At 44.7% G+C, this 16,530-nt stretch carries 20 protein-coding genes and 1 tRNA gene; 5 read left to right on the top strand and 16 right to left on the bottom strand.

All coding sequences use genetic code 11. The annotated features are described in order from the left end of the window. Positions 1 to 37: 37 nt before the first annotated feature. Positions 38 to 1,330 (bottom strand): MFS transporter, encoded by a 1,293-nt coding sequence (locus ABTV53_RS19015; protein ID WP_433745287.1) that lies wholly within the window; start codon positions 1,328 to 1,330, stop codon positions 38 to 40. 176 nt (positions 1,331 to 1,506) lie between these two features. On the opposite strand from ABTV53_RS19015, the gene ABTV53_RS19020 reads away from it, so the two are divergent. Beyond that, the gene (locus ABTV53_RS19020; protein ID WP_347399959.1) at positions 1,507 to 2,982 is read left to right on the top strand and encodes an aminotransferase class I/II-fold pyridoxal phosphate-dependent enzyme; all 1,476 of its coding nucleotides are present in this window, start codon (positions 1,507 to 1,509) and stop codon (positions 2,980 to 2,982) included. Between the two features lie 207 nt (positions 2,983 to 3,189). Here ABTV53_RS19020 and ABTV53_RS19025 read toward each other — a convergent pair whose 3' ends face one another. From ABTV53_RS19025 to ABTV53_RS19050, 6 genes are all read right to left on the bottom strand, one after another. Next, positions 3,190 to 3,507: a DUF1292 domain-containing protein gene (locus ABTV53_RS19025; protein ID WP_036614722.1), complete on the bottom strand. Its 318-nt coding sequence runs from the start codon at positions 3,505 to 3,507 to the stop codon at positions 3,190 to 3,192. A 97-nt stretch (positions 3,508 to 3,604) separates the two neighbouring features. Beyond that, positions 3,605 to 4,159 (bottom strand): copper amine oxidase N-terminal domain-containing protein, encoded by a 555-nt coding sequence (locus tag ABTV53_RS19030; RefSeq protein WP_253439155.1) that lies wholly within the window; start codon positions 4,157 to 4,159, stop codon positions 3,605 to 3,607. Positions 4,160 to 4,358: 199 nt separating this feature from the next. Next, positions 4,359 to 4,559, bottom strand: coding sequence for a hypothetical protein (locus ABTV53_RS19035; protein WP_433745291.1), 201 nt, complete (start codon positions 4,557 to 4,559; stop codon positions 4,359 to 4,361). Between the two features lie 74 nt (positions 4,560 to 4,633). Further along, complete coding sequence (locus tag ABTV53_RS19040) at positions 4,634 to 4,813, bottom strand: hypothetical protein (protein WP_433745294.1); 180 nt, start codon at positions 4,811 to 4,813, stop codon at positions 4,634 to 4,636. Positions 4,814 to 4,922: 109 nt separating this feature from the next. After that, positions 4,923 to 5,489, bottom strand: a complete 567-nt coding sequence (locus tag ABTV53_RS19045) for a YdhK family protein (protein ID WP_433745296.1) — start codon at positions 5,487 to 5,489, stop codon at positions 4,923 to 4,925. A 172-nt stretch (positions 5,490 to 5,661) separates the two neighbouring features. Then, positions 5,662 to 6,081, bottom strand: coding sequence for an organic hydroperoxide resistance protein (locus tag ABTV53_RS19050; protein WP_433745299.1), 420 nt, complete (start codon positions 6,079 to 6,081; stop codon positions 5,662 to 5,664). Positions 6,082 to 6,286: 205 nt separating this feature from the next. On the opposite strand from ABTV53_RS19050, the gene chrA reads away from it, so the two are divergent. After that, positions 6,287 to 7,498 carry a chromate efflux transporter gene (gene chrA / locus ABTV53_RS19055; RefSeq protein WP_433745302.1) on the top strand — a complete coding sequence of 404 codons (1,212 nt, stop codon included), beginning with the start codon at positions 6,287 to 6,289 and terminating at the stop codon, positions 7,496 to 7,498. Positions 7,499 to 7,669: 171 nt separating this feature from the next. Here chrA and ABTV53_RS19060 read toward each other — a convergent pair whose 3' ends face one another. From ABTV53_RS19060 to ABTV53_RS19080, 5 genes are all read right to left on the bottom strand, one after another. Next, positions 7,670 to 8,356 carry a hypothetical protein gene (locus tag ABTV53_RS19060; protein WP_433745305.1) on the bottom strand — a complete coding sequence of 229 codons (687 nt, stop codon included), beginning with the start codon at positions 8,354 to 8,356 and terminating at the stop codon, positions 7,670 to 7,672. Positions 8,357 to 8,358: 2 nt separating this feature from the next. Then, positions 8,359 to 9,357 (bottom strand): hypothetical protein, encoded by a 999-nt coding sequence (locus tag ABTV53_RS19065; protein ID WP_433745307.1) that lies wholly within the window; start codon positions 9,355 to 9,357, stop codon positions 8,359 to 8,361. Further along, complete coding sequence (locus ABTV53_RS19070; protein ID WP_433745310.1) at positions 9,344 to 9,580, bottom strand: hypothetical protein; 237 nt, start codon at positions 9,578 to 9,580, stop codon at positions 9,344 to 9,346. Before ABTV53_RS19070 ends, ABTV53_RS19065 begins: the two co-directional genes overlap by 14 nt. 207 nt (positions 9,581 to 9,787) lie before the next feature. Next, positions 9,788 to 12,013, bottom strand: a complete 2,226-nt coding sequence (locus ABTV53_RS19075) for a M1 family metallopeptidase (protein WP_433745313.1) — start codon at positions 12,011 to 12,013, stop codon at positions 9,788 to 9,790. Positions 12,014 to 12,256: 243 nt separating this feature from the next. Further along, positions 12,257 to 12,328, bottom strand: a tRNA-Val gene (locus tag ABTV53_RS19080). Positions 12,329 to 13,028: 700 nt separating this feature from the next. Between ABTV53_RS19080 and ABTV53_RS19085 the strand changes: the two genes are divergently transcribed. Together ABTV53_RS19085 and ABTV53_RS19090 are read left to right on the top strand one after the other, a co-directional pair. Beyond that, the gene (locus ABTV53_RS19085; protein WP_433754281.1) at positions 13,029 to 13,472 is read left to right on the top strand and encodes a GNAT family N-acetyltransferase; all 444 of its coding nucleotides are present in this window, start codon (positions 13,029 to 13,031) and stop codon (positions 13,470 to 13,472) included. Positions 13,473 to 13,585: 113 nt separating this feature from the next. Continuing rightward, positions 13,586 to 13,822 (top strand): DUF3892 domain-containing protein, encoded by a 237-nt coding sequence (locus ABTV53_RS19090; protein WP_433745316.1) that lies wholly within the window; start codon positions 13,586 to 13,588, stop codon positions 13,820 to 13,822. Between the two features lie 75 nt (positions 13,823 to 13,897). Here ABTV53_RS19090 and ABTV53_RS19095 read toward each other — a convergent pair whose 3' ends face one another. The 4 genes from ABTV53_RS19095 to ABTV53_RS19110 all read right to left on the bottom strand — a co-directional run bounded on the left by ABTV53_RS19095 (position 13,898) and on the right by ABTV53_RS19110 (position 15,264). After that, positions 13,898 to 14,179 carry a hypothetical protein gene (locus ABTV53_RS19095; protein WP_433745319.1) on the bottom strand — a complete coding sequence of 94 codons (282 nt, stop codon included), beginning with the start codon at positions 14,177 to 14,179 and terminating at the stop codon, positions 13,898 to 13,900. Continuing rightward, a complete protein-coding gene (locus ABTV53_RS19100) occupies positions 14,163 to 14,384 on the bottom strand; it encodes a hypothetical protein (protein ID WP_421885944.1) in 222 nt (73 codons plus the stop codon). The genes ABTV53_RS19095 and ABTV53_RS19100 overlap by 17 nt, the downstream gene beginning before the upstream one ends. A 194-nt stretch (positions 14,385 to 14,578) precedes the next feature. Then, positions 14,579 to 14,899 (bottom strand): DUF3889 domain-containing protein, encoded by a 321-nt coding sequence (locus ABTV53_RS19105; RefSeq protein WP_433745322.1) that lies wholly within the window; start codon positions 14,897 to 14,899, stop codon positions 14,579 to 14,581. A 56-nt stretch (positions 14,900 to 14,955) separates the two neighbouring features. Further along, entirely contained in the window at positions 14,956 to 15,264 is a 309-nt protein-coding gene (locus ABTV53_RS19110; RefSeq protein WP_433745324.1) for a hypothetical protein, read from the bottom strand. A 246-nt stretch (positions 15,265 to 15,510) separates the two neighbouring features. Here ABTV53_RS19110 and ABTV53_RS19115 point away from each other — a divergent pair, with 246 nt between their 5' ends. Next, positions 15,511 to 16,413 (top strand): manganese catalase family protein, encoded by a 903-nt coding sequence (locus tag ABTV53_RS19115; RefSeq protein ID WP_091014199.1) that lies wholly within the window; start codon positions 15,511 to 15,513, stop codon positions 16,411 to 16,413. Positions 16,414 to 16,530: the final 117 nt, after the last annotated feature.

Consider the following 16,530-nt stretch of genomic DNA (forward strand, 5'->3'; position numbering starts at 1 on the left):
CAACCAAGACGGTTGGTGGAACTCCCTTTTCTATTGCTCATTTGGCCGGAGCGGTGCGAAACGGATTGCGGGATAACACAAAGTGCACAACGGCAAGTCCTGCCATGACGATGGCACTGCCGATGAATGGAGCCGGATGACTCACGTGGTCCCACAGCAGTCCGGAAACAATGGGGCCTACAACCATGCCTGATCCCTGTAGTGTGAGGAAAAATCCCCAGATCGCTCCTCGCTCGCCTTTGGGAATCAGTGTGGCTACAAAAGCATTCCAGGCGGGCAGAATCATGGCATAACTGATGCCCACCAGCATGACAACACCAAACACCACCGGAATGGATGTTATGGAGGAAAACGCGAACAGACTTGCAGACGCCATCAAAAAACCAACGTTCAGGAACGGTTTCGTGCCAAACCGGTCTACCATTTTACCTACAGGCAGTAAGGCAATAACGGTTATTCCACCACCTGCAATCAGCAACAAGCTGTACAGGTTCGGTGAGATGTGCAGGTCTGTGCGTGTATATAGCGTGATTACTGGACTGAGCAGCCCGATGACAAACGACTGCATAAACAGTGCAGGATACACCAGTGGATTAACATTAAGTGTACTGCGTACCCGTTGCAGTGTGCCCTTCACACTCTTTTGCAGTCGGATGAACGGCGTGAGCAGATTCGGTTTGGCTGGATATCTCACATCACTATTCTTCGCTGCTTGCCCGGCATGCTCTCCTTCGACAATGACACGTCCAGGAAGAATCATGGCCACCAGAATAACGAGAATGGCACAACCCATCAATACAAGAAAAATAATGCGATAATCATGATGCGTACGCTCCAGCAACCAGTTCATGCTTACTGGTCCAAGGCCTGTACCGCCCAGAGCAGCCATCTCCAGCGCCCCCATTGCTGTACCGTTCTTGTTCTGTGGGCCTGACATCGCTGTCACCCCTGTCATGGCGCAAGGCCAGAGCGGTGACGTACCAATGCCCAGGATCAGACAGGCCATGGCCAGTCCAAAGGCGCTTTTAAGAAAAAGAATCATAATAACAGCGATTAAGGTACAGATTAGTGCTGTAACCATCGTTGCCCGGAACCCGATCCGTTCTGCTGCCCAGCCGGAAGGTGCACGAAACAGATTATCTCCCAGATATTGAAGAGCAAATGCCACACCAATGACACCTGCGGACAGACCCAGAATATTGTCCATATACACGGGCAAAACAGCTACCAACAGGGCCCCTTTGATAATTTCAACTAGAAAAAGTGTCAGCCACATCGCGATAAAAAATGGTGATCGCAAAATTTTGGCTGGTTTTGTATCGGTTTGCATTCTTTTTCCCCTTTCGGCGTTCATTTGCCTATTCCCTATCCTTAGTGTAACCGTGGGGAATGTGCCCAAATCTCTGCAATTTAAAAAATTGTCGATTTATACTGTTGCATTCGGTTCTTAATTTGCTATACTCATCTTTGTTTACCAATTTATTAGGAAGGGTTGTGACAGCACTGATGAATCACCACCGTACGCCGCTGTTTACCGCTTTAAAAAATCATGCGGCACTCAATCCGGTACAGTTTCATATTCCGGGCCACAAAAAAGGATTGGGAGCGGATACCGAATTCCGTGAATTTATTGGCGATAATGCCTTCTCCATAGATTTGATTAACATCGCACCGCTGGATGACCTGCATCAGCCAACCGGTGTCATTCAGGAAGCACAGATTTTGGCAGCAGATGCCTTCGGAGCCGATTATACCTATTTTAGTGTACAAGGCACAAGCAGTGCGATTATGACCATGATTCTGTCTGTATGCTCACCGGGTGACAAAATTATTGTGCCCCGTAATGTGCATAAATCGGTTCTGTCCGCCATTATTTTCTCAGGCGCCAAACCCGTATTTGTATCTCCTTCACAAGATGCCAATCTAGGCATTGACCATGGAGTGACTACACAGTCTATCCGTCGCGCACTTGAGCGTCATCCAGATGCCAAGGCATTGCTTGTAATTAACCCGACCTATTACGGCGTGGTTACCGATCTAAAAGAGATTGTTGAGCTGGCACACAGCTACCAGGTCCCTGTACTTGTTGATGAAGCCCATGGCGTACTCATTCATTTCCATGAGGATCTGCCGTTGTCTGCGATGGCAGCAGGCGCCGATATGGCTGCAACCAGTGTTCACAAGCTTGGTGGCTCCATGACACAGAGTTCCGTACTCAACCTGAACACGAAGAATGGGTTCGTGAATCCACAGCGTGTACAGACCATCCTGAGTCTGCTCACCTCAACATCCACTTCATACATTTTGCTTGCTTCACTCGATACATCAAGACGTAACCTGGCACTCCACGGTCGTGAGATTGCACAGAAGGCGATTGAACTAGCCGAGTTTGCCAGACGTTCGATTAACGATATGGATGGACTGTATTGCTTCGGTAAAGAACTGCTGGGTACAGAAGCGACCTTCAACTATGATCCAACCAAAGTAACGATCCATGTTCGTCATCTGGGTATTACAGGGTATGAGACGGAGAACTGGCTGCGTGAACATTACAACATCGAGGTCGAACTTAGTGATATGTACAATATTCTGTGTCTCATCACGCCAGGAGATACGGATGACAGTGTGGATATCTTGCTGAACGCTTTGCAGGATCTCTCCCGTACCTATTATCAAGTGAACCCCGCCCATGAACTGGTGGTTAAAGTTCCGGACATTCCACAGTTGATGCTGACGCCACGTGATGCATTCTATGGTGATACCGAAGTGATTCCGTTCAAGGAATCCGCAGGACGTATTATCTCTGAATTCATCTATGTCTATCCTCCAGGAATTCCGATCCTGTTACCGGGTGAGGTTATTACCCAAGAGAACATCGACTATATTATAGATCATGTCGAAGTTGGATTGCCTGTCAAAGGACCCGAAGATCGCAGTGTAACCAATGTTAAAGTGATCGTGGAAGCCGATGCCATTTTCTAAAACAACCCCCTAGCGCTGTGCAGGGGATAAACTTAAAGGACCAAGCCCTAGCTTGGTCCGTTTTTATTTTATGGGGCAAGCTAGTTTGCATTTTCCCGTCTATTTCGTCGTTAAAACCGGTGGTGTAACTGCTCATATACCTCTTAAAAAAACAAACAAAAGGCCCCCTAAAATCAAGGAGCCTTCATGTTATGTTCCAAAGAATGACTATTCTTGTGATGCAACGAGTTCGTTGTAAGCCGCTTCAACGCGGTTCCACTCTTCTTCGTCTTCAATATTGTAGAGCACCATTTCCTCGTCTTCTTCTTCCATACGCAGGATGATGCCGTCAGCTTCAGGATTGTTACGTTCCAGCAGGAGCGCATAAACATGCTTCTCCACGTCAAACGTCTCCACCAAAACCATCTCCACGTCTTGGCCGTTCTCGTCTGTTAATGTGAGAAGGACTTCTTCATGCTCGTGGTCGTGGTCGTGGTCTTGCCCGCATCCGCAGCCATCGCCGTGTTCATGTGTGTGATCGCTCATTGATATACCTCGCTTTATAAATAGAAATTGTGTAACCTTGCATATCGTAACATGTTCAATGACCCAGGTCAATTTAACTCACAGGGTAATTTTTGCTTCAATCGTTCAGCGCTGTAATGATTTTCTCCGCCACCAGGACATAGCTGCTGTTTGCATTTTCTTTAATATGAAAGCCGACCTGATACTTGCCCGCACGACTGAAATCGTACGTAAAATCATATGTGCGGAACCAGAAGTTATCCTTCTGGGTCGTAAGCTCCTGGGACTGGATATCCTTCACCTGACCGCTCGGGTTAGTGATTGTTACTTTCACGGCAGCTACATCTGCTGTCAGACTGTCCACTTGTGAAAATACATTGAATTTCAGCTTGCCTACGTTAACGTTGCCAAATACAGTGTCTCCTTTGAAGAGAAAAATATGTACATTCGGTTTGATCACCGTTACTCTCTTGTTACTGCTATCCCATTTGACGACGCCTCCGGCTTCCCTTACAGGTACGTAGGTCGTTCCATCAATGAGGTAACCTCCATCAGCTGCTTCCTTGCCGTTAATGAGAACACGAATCTTCTCGTTCACCGAATCAGCAAACAATAAAGACCCGCCGAGCAAGGAGAATACCGTGACACAAAGCAATACTCGTTTCCATTTCATCCCGTCAATATTCCCTCCCCTGCTGCTAGCTGTTGTACATTTATACTGTAGATTCATCCACAAAGTTGCGCTGTTTTTCATCATTTTTCATTTTTTATCCAGAATTTTTTCCACCCCTTGGAATGCACAAAAAGAGGCGATCCTCATTACAGGATGCCTCTATTCTATTATTGTTATATATACGGTATTATACGAAGAGTTATGAAGAAGTATGGCGGGTCAGAATACAGGGAACGCCCTTGCCAATAGCCCCTTCGGTTCTCATCCGTGCAGCGTAATCCATTCCTCGTGTACATGGTGTCTTGCATCTCTCACATACATCCGAAGTGACCAACTTCATGGATACACGAATTTTGTCACTCTTTAATGCGGGAGCTTTCTTTCCCTTTGCTTTTGCCATCCCGGATTCCCCATTTCCCCAAGTGCTTACTGATGTAATGCATCATATGGGGATTCGCCCGGTTGTGTGTCTATTTAAAAAACGTATTTGAATAATAAAAATATGACAAGAAGGATCCCTCCGAGAATGAGCCAGTTGCTGATTTCATACCAAATGCTCTTGCCTCCGGACAGGTATTTCTGTTCATTCTCCTGATGACGCTGACGGTGAGTATCGCTCTCAGAGCCATGGGGTGGTTTGCCAAAATCCATCATAAGTACATTCCCCTTTCAGCAGTTATGTGTAAACTTAATACCATTATAACCCATAATTGAGTTGGAAATTGATTTTTCTGCATAAAAGGGATGTTTCATACATATGGTCCTATTGGATAACAGATAATTCTTCTTCTGTGACCCATTTGTGATTCTTTATCGAATCTCCCCCTGTTGTCGGGGTATAATCAACCATATATACCGTTGTCTGTTCAGCAGAATCAATTGTGGCCTTGGCGCCCTTCATTCCTCTCATGTGATCAGCGCTCAACACTACCTCAGAACCTGCCGCATACGAATGATCCGTATGGTCCTCTATTTCCTCATGGATAACCCATTTATGATTATGCACGGGATCTCCGCCTGTGGTCGGCGTATACGTCACTGCATATACCGTAGTCTCATATGCTCCAACGATCTTTGCTTTCGCACCCTTCATGCCTGACATGTGGTCGGCACTCATCAGCGCCTGGCTTCCTATTGGGAAGGTGGGATTGTTTTTTTCCCGCAGTCCTTCCGGTAGCTCTCCCGACTCAGAATGGTGCATCTCACCTGCGGCAGCTGTATGATTGTCATCGTTACTTGTATTAGTCTGCCGAGTCTCCTTGCCACAACCACTCAAAACCAAACTGCTTGTAATCAATATAGTCGATAGGGTCAATACGTACTTTTTCATGTTCTGCACTCCTTTAATTCTATTTATACCATTCATTATACCCCATATAGGTATATTTTAATCATTAATATTGCTTTTTCCTGGCAAGGCAAATCTTACAACGGAGCAAAATAATACAAAAAACCTCCGATTTCTCGGAGGCTTCTTATCATAAAAAGAATAGTATCAATGATTACGCCAGTTCCACGTTAACATTCACGTTCCCTTTGATTCCTTTGGAATATGGGCAGTAGTCATGGGCAAGTTTCACAAACTTCTGTGCTGTCTCCTCATCCAGACCAAGAATTTTAACTTCCAAATCTACTTGAAGCTTCACGCCGTTATCCTCAGAATCCGTCACCAACATTACGGTTGCAGCTACGGTACTTCTTTCAATTTGAACTTTGTGTTTCTTCAATTGAAATTCCAATGCGGAGTTAAAACATGCACTATAACCTGCTGCAAACAACTGCTCCGGATTCGTAGCTGTCGTCACTTGTCCTCCGAGTTCAGGCGGTGCCGCAACATCCAGCATAAACACGTTATCCGGGGATTGTACGATTCCTTGACGTCCGCCTGTATTAATAACGGTTGTTTCATATAATGTTTTCATGGTTGAAAACTCCTTTGGTTGATTAGATTTATTTTGAATAAATTTTGTTCTCTTCTATATCGCTAACAATTACATTGTACACAATTTAATTTTGTGTGTAAATAGTTAATATGAAAAAATAATATAGTTTAATGCTGCGTTTAAATACATAGCGATGAGCTGGATTATCATATAGGTTAACGAACATTTAGGAGGAATAACACGTTTGGAGAATAATTCGTTTCTAACCCAGGACAAGCCCAAACATAAGGTCAGGGCACTTTCTGAGGTGCTGGCTGTATCCACCAAACTCGGCCTGACTTCATTTGGAGGGCCGATCGCTCATCTCGGTTACTTTCATGAAGAATATGTTCGCCGTAGAAAATGGATGGATGAACGAAGCTATGCAGATTTAGTTGCGCTATGTCAATTTTTGCCCGGACCTGCCAGCAGTCAAGTCGGGATTGGAATCGGCATCATCCGCGGCGGATTGCTGGGGGGACTGATGGCATGGCTTGGTTTTACACTTCCTTCTGTCATCGCGTTAGTTTTGTTCGCTTTCCTTCTACAAGGATTTGATATTAGCAGTGCTGGCTGGATTCACGGCCTTAAGATTGTTGCTGTAGCTATTGTCGCTCAGGCGGTATTGGGTATGGGGCAAAAACTAAGTCCTGACCGTTACAGGGCAACGATCGCTATCTTAACTGCAGCGGCGACTGTTGTGTGGCAGACTGCGTTCACTCCAATCCTTTTTATTGTTATTGCAGGAATGATAGGCATGATCCATTTCAGGAGAATGACAGATATTAGGACAGTAGACTTGTCTATCCCGGTGAGTCGAAACTTGGCTATAGCCTGTTTGGCTTCGTTCTTCGGAATACTGATTCTTCTTCCGTTACTCACACCATTGGATCGTTCGGGATGGCTATTATTCTTTGATAGCTTCTACCGTTCAGGCTCACTTGTTTTTGGTGGAGGGCATGTTGTACTACCGTTACTGGAACGTGAATTCGTTCCTGCAGGTCTGATCAACAAGTCCGACTTTTTGGCGGGATATGGAGCAGCACAAGCTGTACCTGGACCCTTGTTCACCTTTGCCGGTTATTTAGGTGCGATGATGCGTGGGGTTCCAGGAGCTTTGGTTGCAACGGTCGCTATCTTTTTGCCAGCATTCCTTCTGATCGTAGGCGCATTGCCCTTCTGGAATTCTTTATGTAAAAGCTCGAAAATTCAAGGAGCATTAATCGGAATTAATGCAGCCGTAGTAGGAATTTTGCTCGCGTCATTGTACGATCCGCTCTGGACAACTGCGATTCTAACTCCTGTTGATTTTGCACTGGTATGCATGTTGTTTCTAATGCTCGTCTTTTGGAAAGTACCACCCTGGATCGTTGTCGTGGCTGGTGCAGCAGGCGGTACAATCATGAACCTTCTCTAAATAAAAAAGGTACCCAAACACTACACTTCTTTTTCAAAGCGTCTGTGTTTAGGTACCAAATTAATTCAAGTATATCTTTTCACCTATCCATGCAGGTATTTATCTTTTCTCATCGTCATTCCAATTCGAATCATGCACCTTTTTCATCTTCAGACGTTTCCCTAGGTTTAATCAGTTACTCCAGATATCCACTTTCATCTGCGCACATTTGAAATATTTGGCCTCGGCTTTGCTTGTAGTCAGTTTCAACAGACATTGCAGTTCTCCATGTTGGAACAGCCCACCACTAAGGTCGGCAGCAACACCGCCATACTGATCATCCGCACCAAGCCATACGGATGGTCTCTCCAACCCGGCTGAGAATTGTAATCCGGTGCAGAGCAGCACAGTGAGATTCTTACGGTTCTGCGCCTCGTCTCCTGCTACGCCATGTGTAGTGAAGAATACCATGTTTTGCTTGAAATCGGTGTACGTTCCATCTGCTTTGTAGGCCCGAACCATCCCATACTTCTGATTGACGTTCTGAAAAAATGTAATTCCTGCCTTGCTGTCCTTTGATTTAATGCCAACCTGAACTGAAATTCCAATATTCCCGTTTAATTGTAACGCTTCCAAAGTAATTGCAATTGCGGTTACTTTCGAGCTGTCAATCAGATGTTTCATTTTCAATTCTGCCGTGGCTCCCGCCGCTGTCGGTGTTGTAACGGTTATGGTTCCTCTGTCGGGCAAAGGCTCAAACGTAGGGGTGCCCACCACCTCCACCCAATCCGGTAACGTTCCGTAAAGAAAATCGGCCACAAGCTGTTTGTGAACCTTACCAAAGGGCACGATCTGTCCCGCTGCATCACGTATAACCATCTCTACACCCCCACCGAATAAGCTACACCGATATTATGATCGGTATTGTAATACACGTACACTACGCCGTCCATAACGGACACCATCAAGGATTGCATATTGGTCGTTTCCCAATTCAATGCCGGAAAATATATATCTGAAGGTTTGTCCAGCAGTTGACGAAAGTCTGCGCTGATCTTGGCAATGGCAGGCCGAGCTACAGTCGTGCCCCCACCAGAAGCATAAGCCGATAACATGCCCAACCACCACATGCTCCCTTTGTACATAAATACACCAGCATTGGGTCTCGAAATGTTTTCTTCCGCTGATAAAGTCGCATCGTTACCACCCATTAATGGTCTTGGATCAGCTAACCAGTTACGTCCGTCATGAGAATACCAGATACATTTACGGCCAAAGTCACCGCCGCCCATCACCGAGAAACCAATCCATTTGCCTCCATTTCTGAAACACGAGAAGTATCCGGTATGACCATCACCTGGGAACCCGGGAGGTTTGTCCAAAATCAACCCCACTCTTGTCCAGTTGATCATGTCTACAGAGGTCGCAAGTGCCGTTGATTGATTGATTCCCAACCCGTTTTGTTGATAATACATGAAGAACAATTGTTCCTCATCGTTCCAGATCACGAATGGCGTTTCGGTCGAATTCCCAACCACGGTATCCAGATAAACCTGTCCGTGTTTGGTCCATGGTCCTGTTGGACTGTTGGAATACGCAAGTCCAATTCCTCCGATGTTATTATGGTTGGTAGAATACGTAGCATAATAATCTGCTTTTGCATCAGGGATAAGCCCCTTCACTTTGATCGCCCGAAACCAGTAGATCGATTGCAGACCCGCCATTGCAGCGGTATATATAGGATTGTCCATTTTTTTATCAAATTGAGGGGTATACAACTCTCTGGATTCTGCATCGCAATAGTCATAAGGCGCAATGGCTCTATTCGCCTTCATCGCTGCTTCGAGTGCTGCCTGAGCAATATTTTCAGTCATAGACATGGGATCTCAACTCCTTTAAACTATCCGAAGTGTCCTTTAATAGGATTGAATAATCAGCAACATTACCCACATTCGCAGCCGGCTCTTGAGTAATACGAATGACAGGACGAATTCTAGCATTATATGAATACGCTTTCATTTTGTTCATTCCTTTATTACCTTTACCGTAGTAATCAGCCATTGTCCCTTTCATTGATACGCCCGGATAATGTTGATCCTTCATATTAATCCCTCCTATTGTTTTCTCCCGATAAGTATATTCATGAAGTTACCTTTCTGTTAAAGCATTATGCCCATCTTGTAGCCTATTATTCGAAGTCTGGTTTCTTTTAACGAACGGTTTGCTTGTGTTAAACATGACTAAACATAAACAGGCTAACCAATACGAATTGGCTAACCTGTTTGAATGAAGAAACTGCAAACCAACTACTTATTCCTGCGCAAAAAGTGGAGATAAGGGATTCGCAACTTTTTTATTTGATTTCTCCTTGCCTTGGTTATCCAATACATAGTACTGGTAAAAGTCATTCGTGAATCCGATAGACTCCTGCATTTTCAGCTTAAAAGCTTCAAATGTTCCATTACTCAGACGATCCTCATTCCAGAAATAATGAAGCATTAATCGATTTTGGTTATAGGGATGTTGGATAACATATGCACCAGCCGCGAGAGGTTGATTCATGGTATTCTTCCAAGGAAAACCCGTCTGTTTCGTCCGGTCGATAATGTTAAGTTTTAAAGCCTGCACCAATCCGTTTGACTTGGCATTGCCAATGACAATAAGGTTGCTGTTGCCGATCTCTTTTTTCATCTTTTGCTTCAGTTCCTTGCGATCCCGTACAACGTCGTACCGTATACCGCTCATATCAAGGAATCCGGTTAACTGTTCAACCATATCTTCCTGCTGTTTAGCTGCAAGCTTACTCACCTGATCGCTGAGCACAATGGTTAAGTCCTCGCCTTGAAGAACTTTGTCCATTAATCGATTCATCACTTCATAAGGCAGATTAGGGATCATGCCCATGACAGCCTGATACTGCACCTGAAAGATATCATGCACATATGCGGCGGTCTCTTCTTTGGATAATTGGTATTCCGGCTTTAAGACAAAATTAGGCTGGTATAGGGCCATTTGCATTTCGGTACGTACTTCTTTACCAAGCACATCTTCAATGGTATGAAGTAGCCCCTCTATTGTTGCATTTTGATACACATAGCGTTTGAAATATGTTCTCATCAACTCGTCAAATTTCTCTTCACCGACGGAACGGTAAAGCTGATAGATCGCTTGTCGCCCCTTCTGATAATACACCAGACCGGCCAACTCCCCGGCTTCATCGTTTGTTGCCGCAATTGTCATGTCTACAGGCGCTATATCAAATTGTACGGATTTGAACCCATTTAGCTTGTCTCCCTGTTTCTCGGCAAAATACACCATGGAGAAATCAGCAAAGCCTTCATCCAGGAAGGATTCTGTCTCCGAGTTATTACCGATCAATGCATGGAACCACTGATGTGCTATTTCATGAACAAAGGTTGTGTCTTCTTCTGGAACCGCACCATCATGAATCTGTCCCATCTGAATGAGCCTCGCATACTCCACGGCAACGCCTTGTACATACGTCTCGACAATTCGGAACTCTGGATAGGGATACTTGCCATATTTCTCACTATAGAAATCAATGACTTTGAATGCCTGATTAATGTACCGGTCAACGATCTCTTTCTTGGATGGATCATCGTTGAAATAATAGTACTCTACGGTCAGACCGTTACGGGTAGCGCGCTCCACTTGAAGATTAGGACTGGCAAAGAAAACAAACTCTCTCGTATTCTCGGCTACGGCAGACACAATTTTACGTCCATGTTCTGTACTATTTTGAGTGCTGATAGAGCCAGGCATGGCTACCTGATACTCCTCAGGCACGTTTAATTGAACTTCAAAGTCCGACGAGGTGTAATAATCGCTCTCGAAGGTTCGACTATACGGTGCCTTATTCCACTGATGCTTGACCTCATTGTATACAGACATCACCGGGAACCAGTGTGCACCATTGATTATATCCTTGTAATAGGAAACTCGCTGTGATCCATAAGGTATCTTCAGATGGAATTCCAATTGAAGTGTTACCGATTCGCCTGGTTGAACGGACTCGTTCAACTGTACAGTCAGCGCTTGGTTTTCCTTATGAAAATCCAGCGATTGGCTATCTTTTGTTACAGTCTGGATATCAATTCCACCCAGAAAGTCCTCCGCTGTCTTCTCCGGATGATCTTCACTAATCTGTTCATTGTTTTGTTGGAACATGCTCGCCTGTGTAGACTTGGAGAGATTCGCATCAGCATATGTATGCAGGACCAACTGCTGGAGTGTATCCTTGCTTGTGTTGCGATACGTTACCTTCTCGCTCCCATGGATCGTCATGTCTTTCTCATTCAGCCGAGCCTGGATCTGATATTGAATCGGGGCCTGCTCCAGGGAGTCTTTCTGTGTGTTATCTATCTTCGTAGATACATTCGTAGATACAGGCGCTGGGTCTGCTTTAGCGGCAACAACCCCCATGTTGGCAAGTGGGCTTGTTGCCAGTATTAAAGCAAGTGTACCAGCGATTCCTACTCTCGCTAAATTTAATGTAAATGAACTTGGATAATTCATAAGTTCTCTCCTTCTCCTGTTCTATGTTGACCTCAGAACCAAGTATAGAAGAGGAACCTTACGTTGAATTTATGTTTTATTTAAGTTTTGTTTAAAAAAGAGGAAGTGAAACTGTACCATTAATTATATTTATTTTCAACAAAAACCACCTACATATATTATTGGAGGTGGCCATAATGTTATAAAAAAAACAACCCCTCTTGAGATATAATTCTCAAAAGAAGTTGCCTTTTATTTTTCATATAGGACGAGTGGGGATCGAACCCACGACCCTTACCCTGTCAAGATAATGCTCTCCCGCTGAGCTATCGCCCTGTAATAAATAAGATGTATGTATCACGATCATAATGCTATCTTTAGCTGAGCTAACAGATCATGATATATAATTGTTTCCCAATCAAGTAACAGTATCATATCAAGTAACCGTGTTCATTGTCAATGATTTATTTGGTTATAATTCACCTGAAATGGTGCACAATAAAGGAAAGATTACCATTTCAAACAATGAGGTGAATTCCCTATGAGAAACTTAACAAAACGGTTAGAATCCATTAAACATACATTTACGAAATGCTTCTTTCTTTACGCTGGGCTCCTGATTCTCAGTACAACCGTTACTGGTTGCAGCTTAGAGAGGGATGAACATACGGTTCAATTCCAACAGTTAAAACAAACCAATGAGAATGTTGAATCTCTGCCCGTCTGGCTGGACGTATACTCCAAATCTGTCATTCAAGATGTATATTCTCCGCGAGGAAGCAGTGAAGTCTTACCGTAAAGATTAACAGGTGAATTACTCCTCTTCATCCCATTTGCGTGAGTATGCTTTCTTGGTCACATAATACAACAGAGCAATCATTCCCGCCGACATTAACAATGTAATGACCATGATGCCTGCCATGCCCATCACTCCCCCCCCTCTCCCAATATGTTCCAGACTTCACTATACAGGAAAAACATTTTTTTGTATAATTCAGTCTGATATGTCGCGCAAGAGCAGAAAGAAGGAATGGAATTGGCAGCTGAGATTAGTTATGTATCGACAGAAGAACAACTGGAGCAAGCCCTGGGGATTCGCCATCACGTTTTTGTGATCGAGCAACAGGTGCCTGCCGAGATTGAGATTGATCAATATGATGTCATCAGTCCAGATGTGCATCATGTATTGTTAAGTACGGATGGGCATGCTGTAGCCACAGGACGTCTGATCTACTACAGTAAGGATACGGCCAAAATGCAGCGGATCGCGGTGCTTGAGTCTCATCGTTCATATGGTTATGGACGTGTGCTTCTGCTCGCGATGGAGGAGCGGGCACGTGAACTCGGCTTATCCTATTCTATACTGGATGCACAATGTCAGGCACAGAAATTCTATGAAAAACTGGGCTATGAAGTGATTTCGGAAGAACCTTTTTATGATGCAGATATTCTGCATGTTCGTATGAGAAAGAGTCTGTAAAACCACAGCGTTGGCAGGTCTTTATCAGCATATGGTGCATACTTTCGATGAATTCGGATACGCTAATCAGGTAAGCAGATTCCTATCTCGTCATATAAGGAGAGTGTGACATCATGGAACAAACGACACGCGAGAGTTTCACAGCTGTACAGAAAAATGGTGACGGTGACCTGACGGCCTTTCAGACTTCAGCAGGACGTGTACTGGATTATCAGCAGGCACTTGCCGAAGTAAAGGCTGGCGCTATTGCCGGTGTGAATGTATTTAAAGGCAAGGATGGCGAAATGTACATTCGCGGCGATGCCGACGGTGACCCAACCAACAATCTGGATCAACTTCCCCATTTCTAAAATAGATGCACATGTCGTACGTGTGCCACAGTAAGCGCCGAGCCGGTTATCCGGGTTGGCGTTTTCTTATTGGGACTAATAGTCTGTAAAATATTTTACGGAGTCCCCGGAAGGCTGGCTTTTGCGCATCGGCTGCTGTACCTGTTCCCATGCCTGCAAAATCTGTATACCTTCGAGCGTTGACCGATTCTCCCACGCGATGTGCCCGGTGCGTTCAAGCTCCAGCAATGACTCATGAATGTAAGATCTGCTTCGTCCCGTCTTGTTCTCCAGTTCATCCATTCGTGGCATTCTGCGCCGTTGTCCTGCATAGTTCACCATAATACGCAGAATCTTGCGTTCAAAGTCGTTCAGCATACTTTACCTCCTCATTCAGGTCCTTAACAGGACGCCATGCCAGAATACCTTGCTCCAGAAATGTTCGGGGGGAGCCTTCTTTTCCCGCTGATGCTCTAATCATCCCGCCACGTACACTGTTAATTCGAATCTGTCGCTGCGTAATCTGCCCTGCACGATCCATGTAGACAAGCTCCACCATCTGGCCAATATATTTCCCTAGCATAGTCATCCCTCCAATAAGAACATTTGTTTGTATTTCATATTATATGCGAACATAAGTTCTTTATTCAATAGTAAAAAAAGGATTTTATAAAATAAAAAAACCAGACTTTCACCTTAATGATCAAGGGAGTCTGGTTCCTCTAATAATGCTGCTGATATGACAACATGACTTGTAATACCCGTTTCAGTAACGGATCAGTGTCGATCCGATTCCGAAAATTGTACTTTCATTAATTGCTGTGTAGATGGATTAAAATCAACATTCACATAGACTGCGAACTGCTTGCCGTCTTTGGCACGAACCCATAACTTGAACTGTTCCCGTGATTGATCTGCTGTTAGAGAGGTGCGACCGATGTGCTTATAGTCCAAAATATCCACATTATACTTGGTCTGTGTTTCTTTGACCGCTATAATTCCCCACTTCGCATAATCAGGAATGGCGGCGCCTGTGCCTGATGTCATTCCGGCCAAACTCAGGACTACCGACATGACGGTAACTATGAGCATTCTCATTTCACTCACTCCTTGGGACAATATGTTTCTGTTATATTGCCCGTCCGGGTTTCATTTTACACGAATAAACGAAAGATCCAAGCCAGTGGCCGTAGGGAAAAAGGAACCACATGAACAAGCCGGTCAAACGAATCAGGAGACTCTGTCTGGAAACTCATCCCCCAGTCTCCCGAGAAAAAGGGTTGTTGTGTCTGTGGCTCCTCAGGGCGTTCCAACCCGTATTTCTTCTCAAGTAACTGCTTCGTATCTTCATCCACCTGAACCTCGTTCATAACGACATATGCTGTGGCAGGCTCGCTGCTTATGTACATCAGAATCATTAGAAACATCACAATCCAAACAATTTGTACCCCACGTTTGTTCATCTCTTACTCCTTTATGGATTCATGACTCTCTTCTCGTTCGAATGTTTGATTATACATAAAAATCATCATATTGGAAATAACAAAAGAGAGAAGAGATGAGGCTTACGTTATGCGATGCTAAAGTCCCATTTGGTTGTTTTTTTGTTTAAAAAACCCAATAGACGTGTAATAGGCCATGACAGCCTGACTTCATGATCTAACATTTCTACAGGATCTGCAATACCACTTTGAGGAGGTTACACCCGAATGTTCAAACGCTTGGATGAAATCCTGATTGAGATTCCCAATGTCGAGAAGCCCGATCCGAATGCTGCAGCAGCCATACAAGAGTTGCTCGGCGGCAAATTCGGAGAAATGTCAACGTTGAACAACTACCTCTATCAATCTTTTAATTTTCGATCCAAAGAAAAACTGAAACCCTTCTACGACCTGGTCATGAGTATCACGGCCGAAGAATTGGGACATGTTGAGCTTGTGTCTCATGGGATTAACAAGTGCCTCAGAGGCTCAACCGAGTACAAAGAACCCGACGATACGCCGCTAGGTTCCGTGAAAGATGCTCGTCTGTCTTATCACTATCTGGCAGGTGCACAAGGCGCAATGCCTTTCGACTCCATGGGTAATCCATGGACGGGAGCAAACGTCTTCAACAGCGGCAACCTGGTCGAGGATCTGCTGCATAACTTCTTCCTCGAATGCGGCGCGCGTACCCATAAGATGAAAGTATATGAGATGACGGATCACCCGGCAGCCCGTGAAGTGGTTGGTTTCTTGCTGGTACGTGGCGGCGTGCATGTTGTCGCATATGCGAAAGCACTTGAGATTGCAACTGGCGTAAATGTGACCAAGCTGGTTCCTATCCCTTCACTGAACAACAAAGCCTTCAACGAGGCTCGTAAATATGAAGAAAAAGGGGTTCACACCAAGCTGTACACCTATAGTGATAAAGACTTCAATGCGATCGGCCAGATCTGGAAAGGGACTCACCCCGAAGATGGACAACCTCTTGAAGTCATCCAAGGGATACCTGAAGGATTCCCGATTCCGGAAGCTCCTGCGGTCGAGGAAGAATTCGCACCGGGTATATCGCAAGAAGATTTTAAAGAAATTGCACGTCGTCTGAAGATGGCTGGGAATATTGCGGATTAAGGAACAATTTGTTTAACAGGTTCTTTCCCTATATATATTGTTAACTCTATGTTTAAGTAAAGCCCTCCAACCCTGCTGCTGAATGCAGAGAGAGTTGGAGGGCTTTGTTATACTAAA

The organism is Paenibacillus amylolyticus, assembly GCF_050990605.1.
In the GTDB taxonomy this organism is placed as follows: domain Bacteria; phylum Bacillota; class Bacilli; order Paenibacillales; family Paenibacillaceae; genus Paenibacillus; species Paenibacillus amylolyticus_H.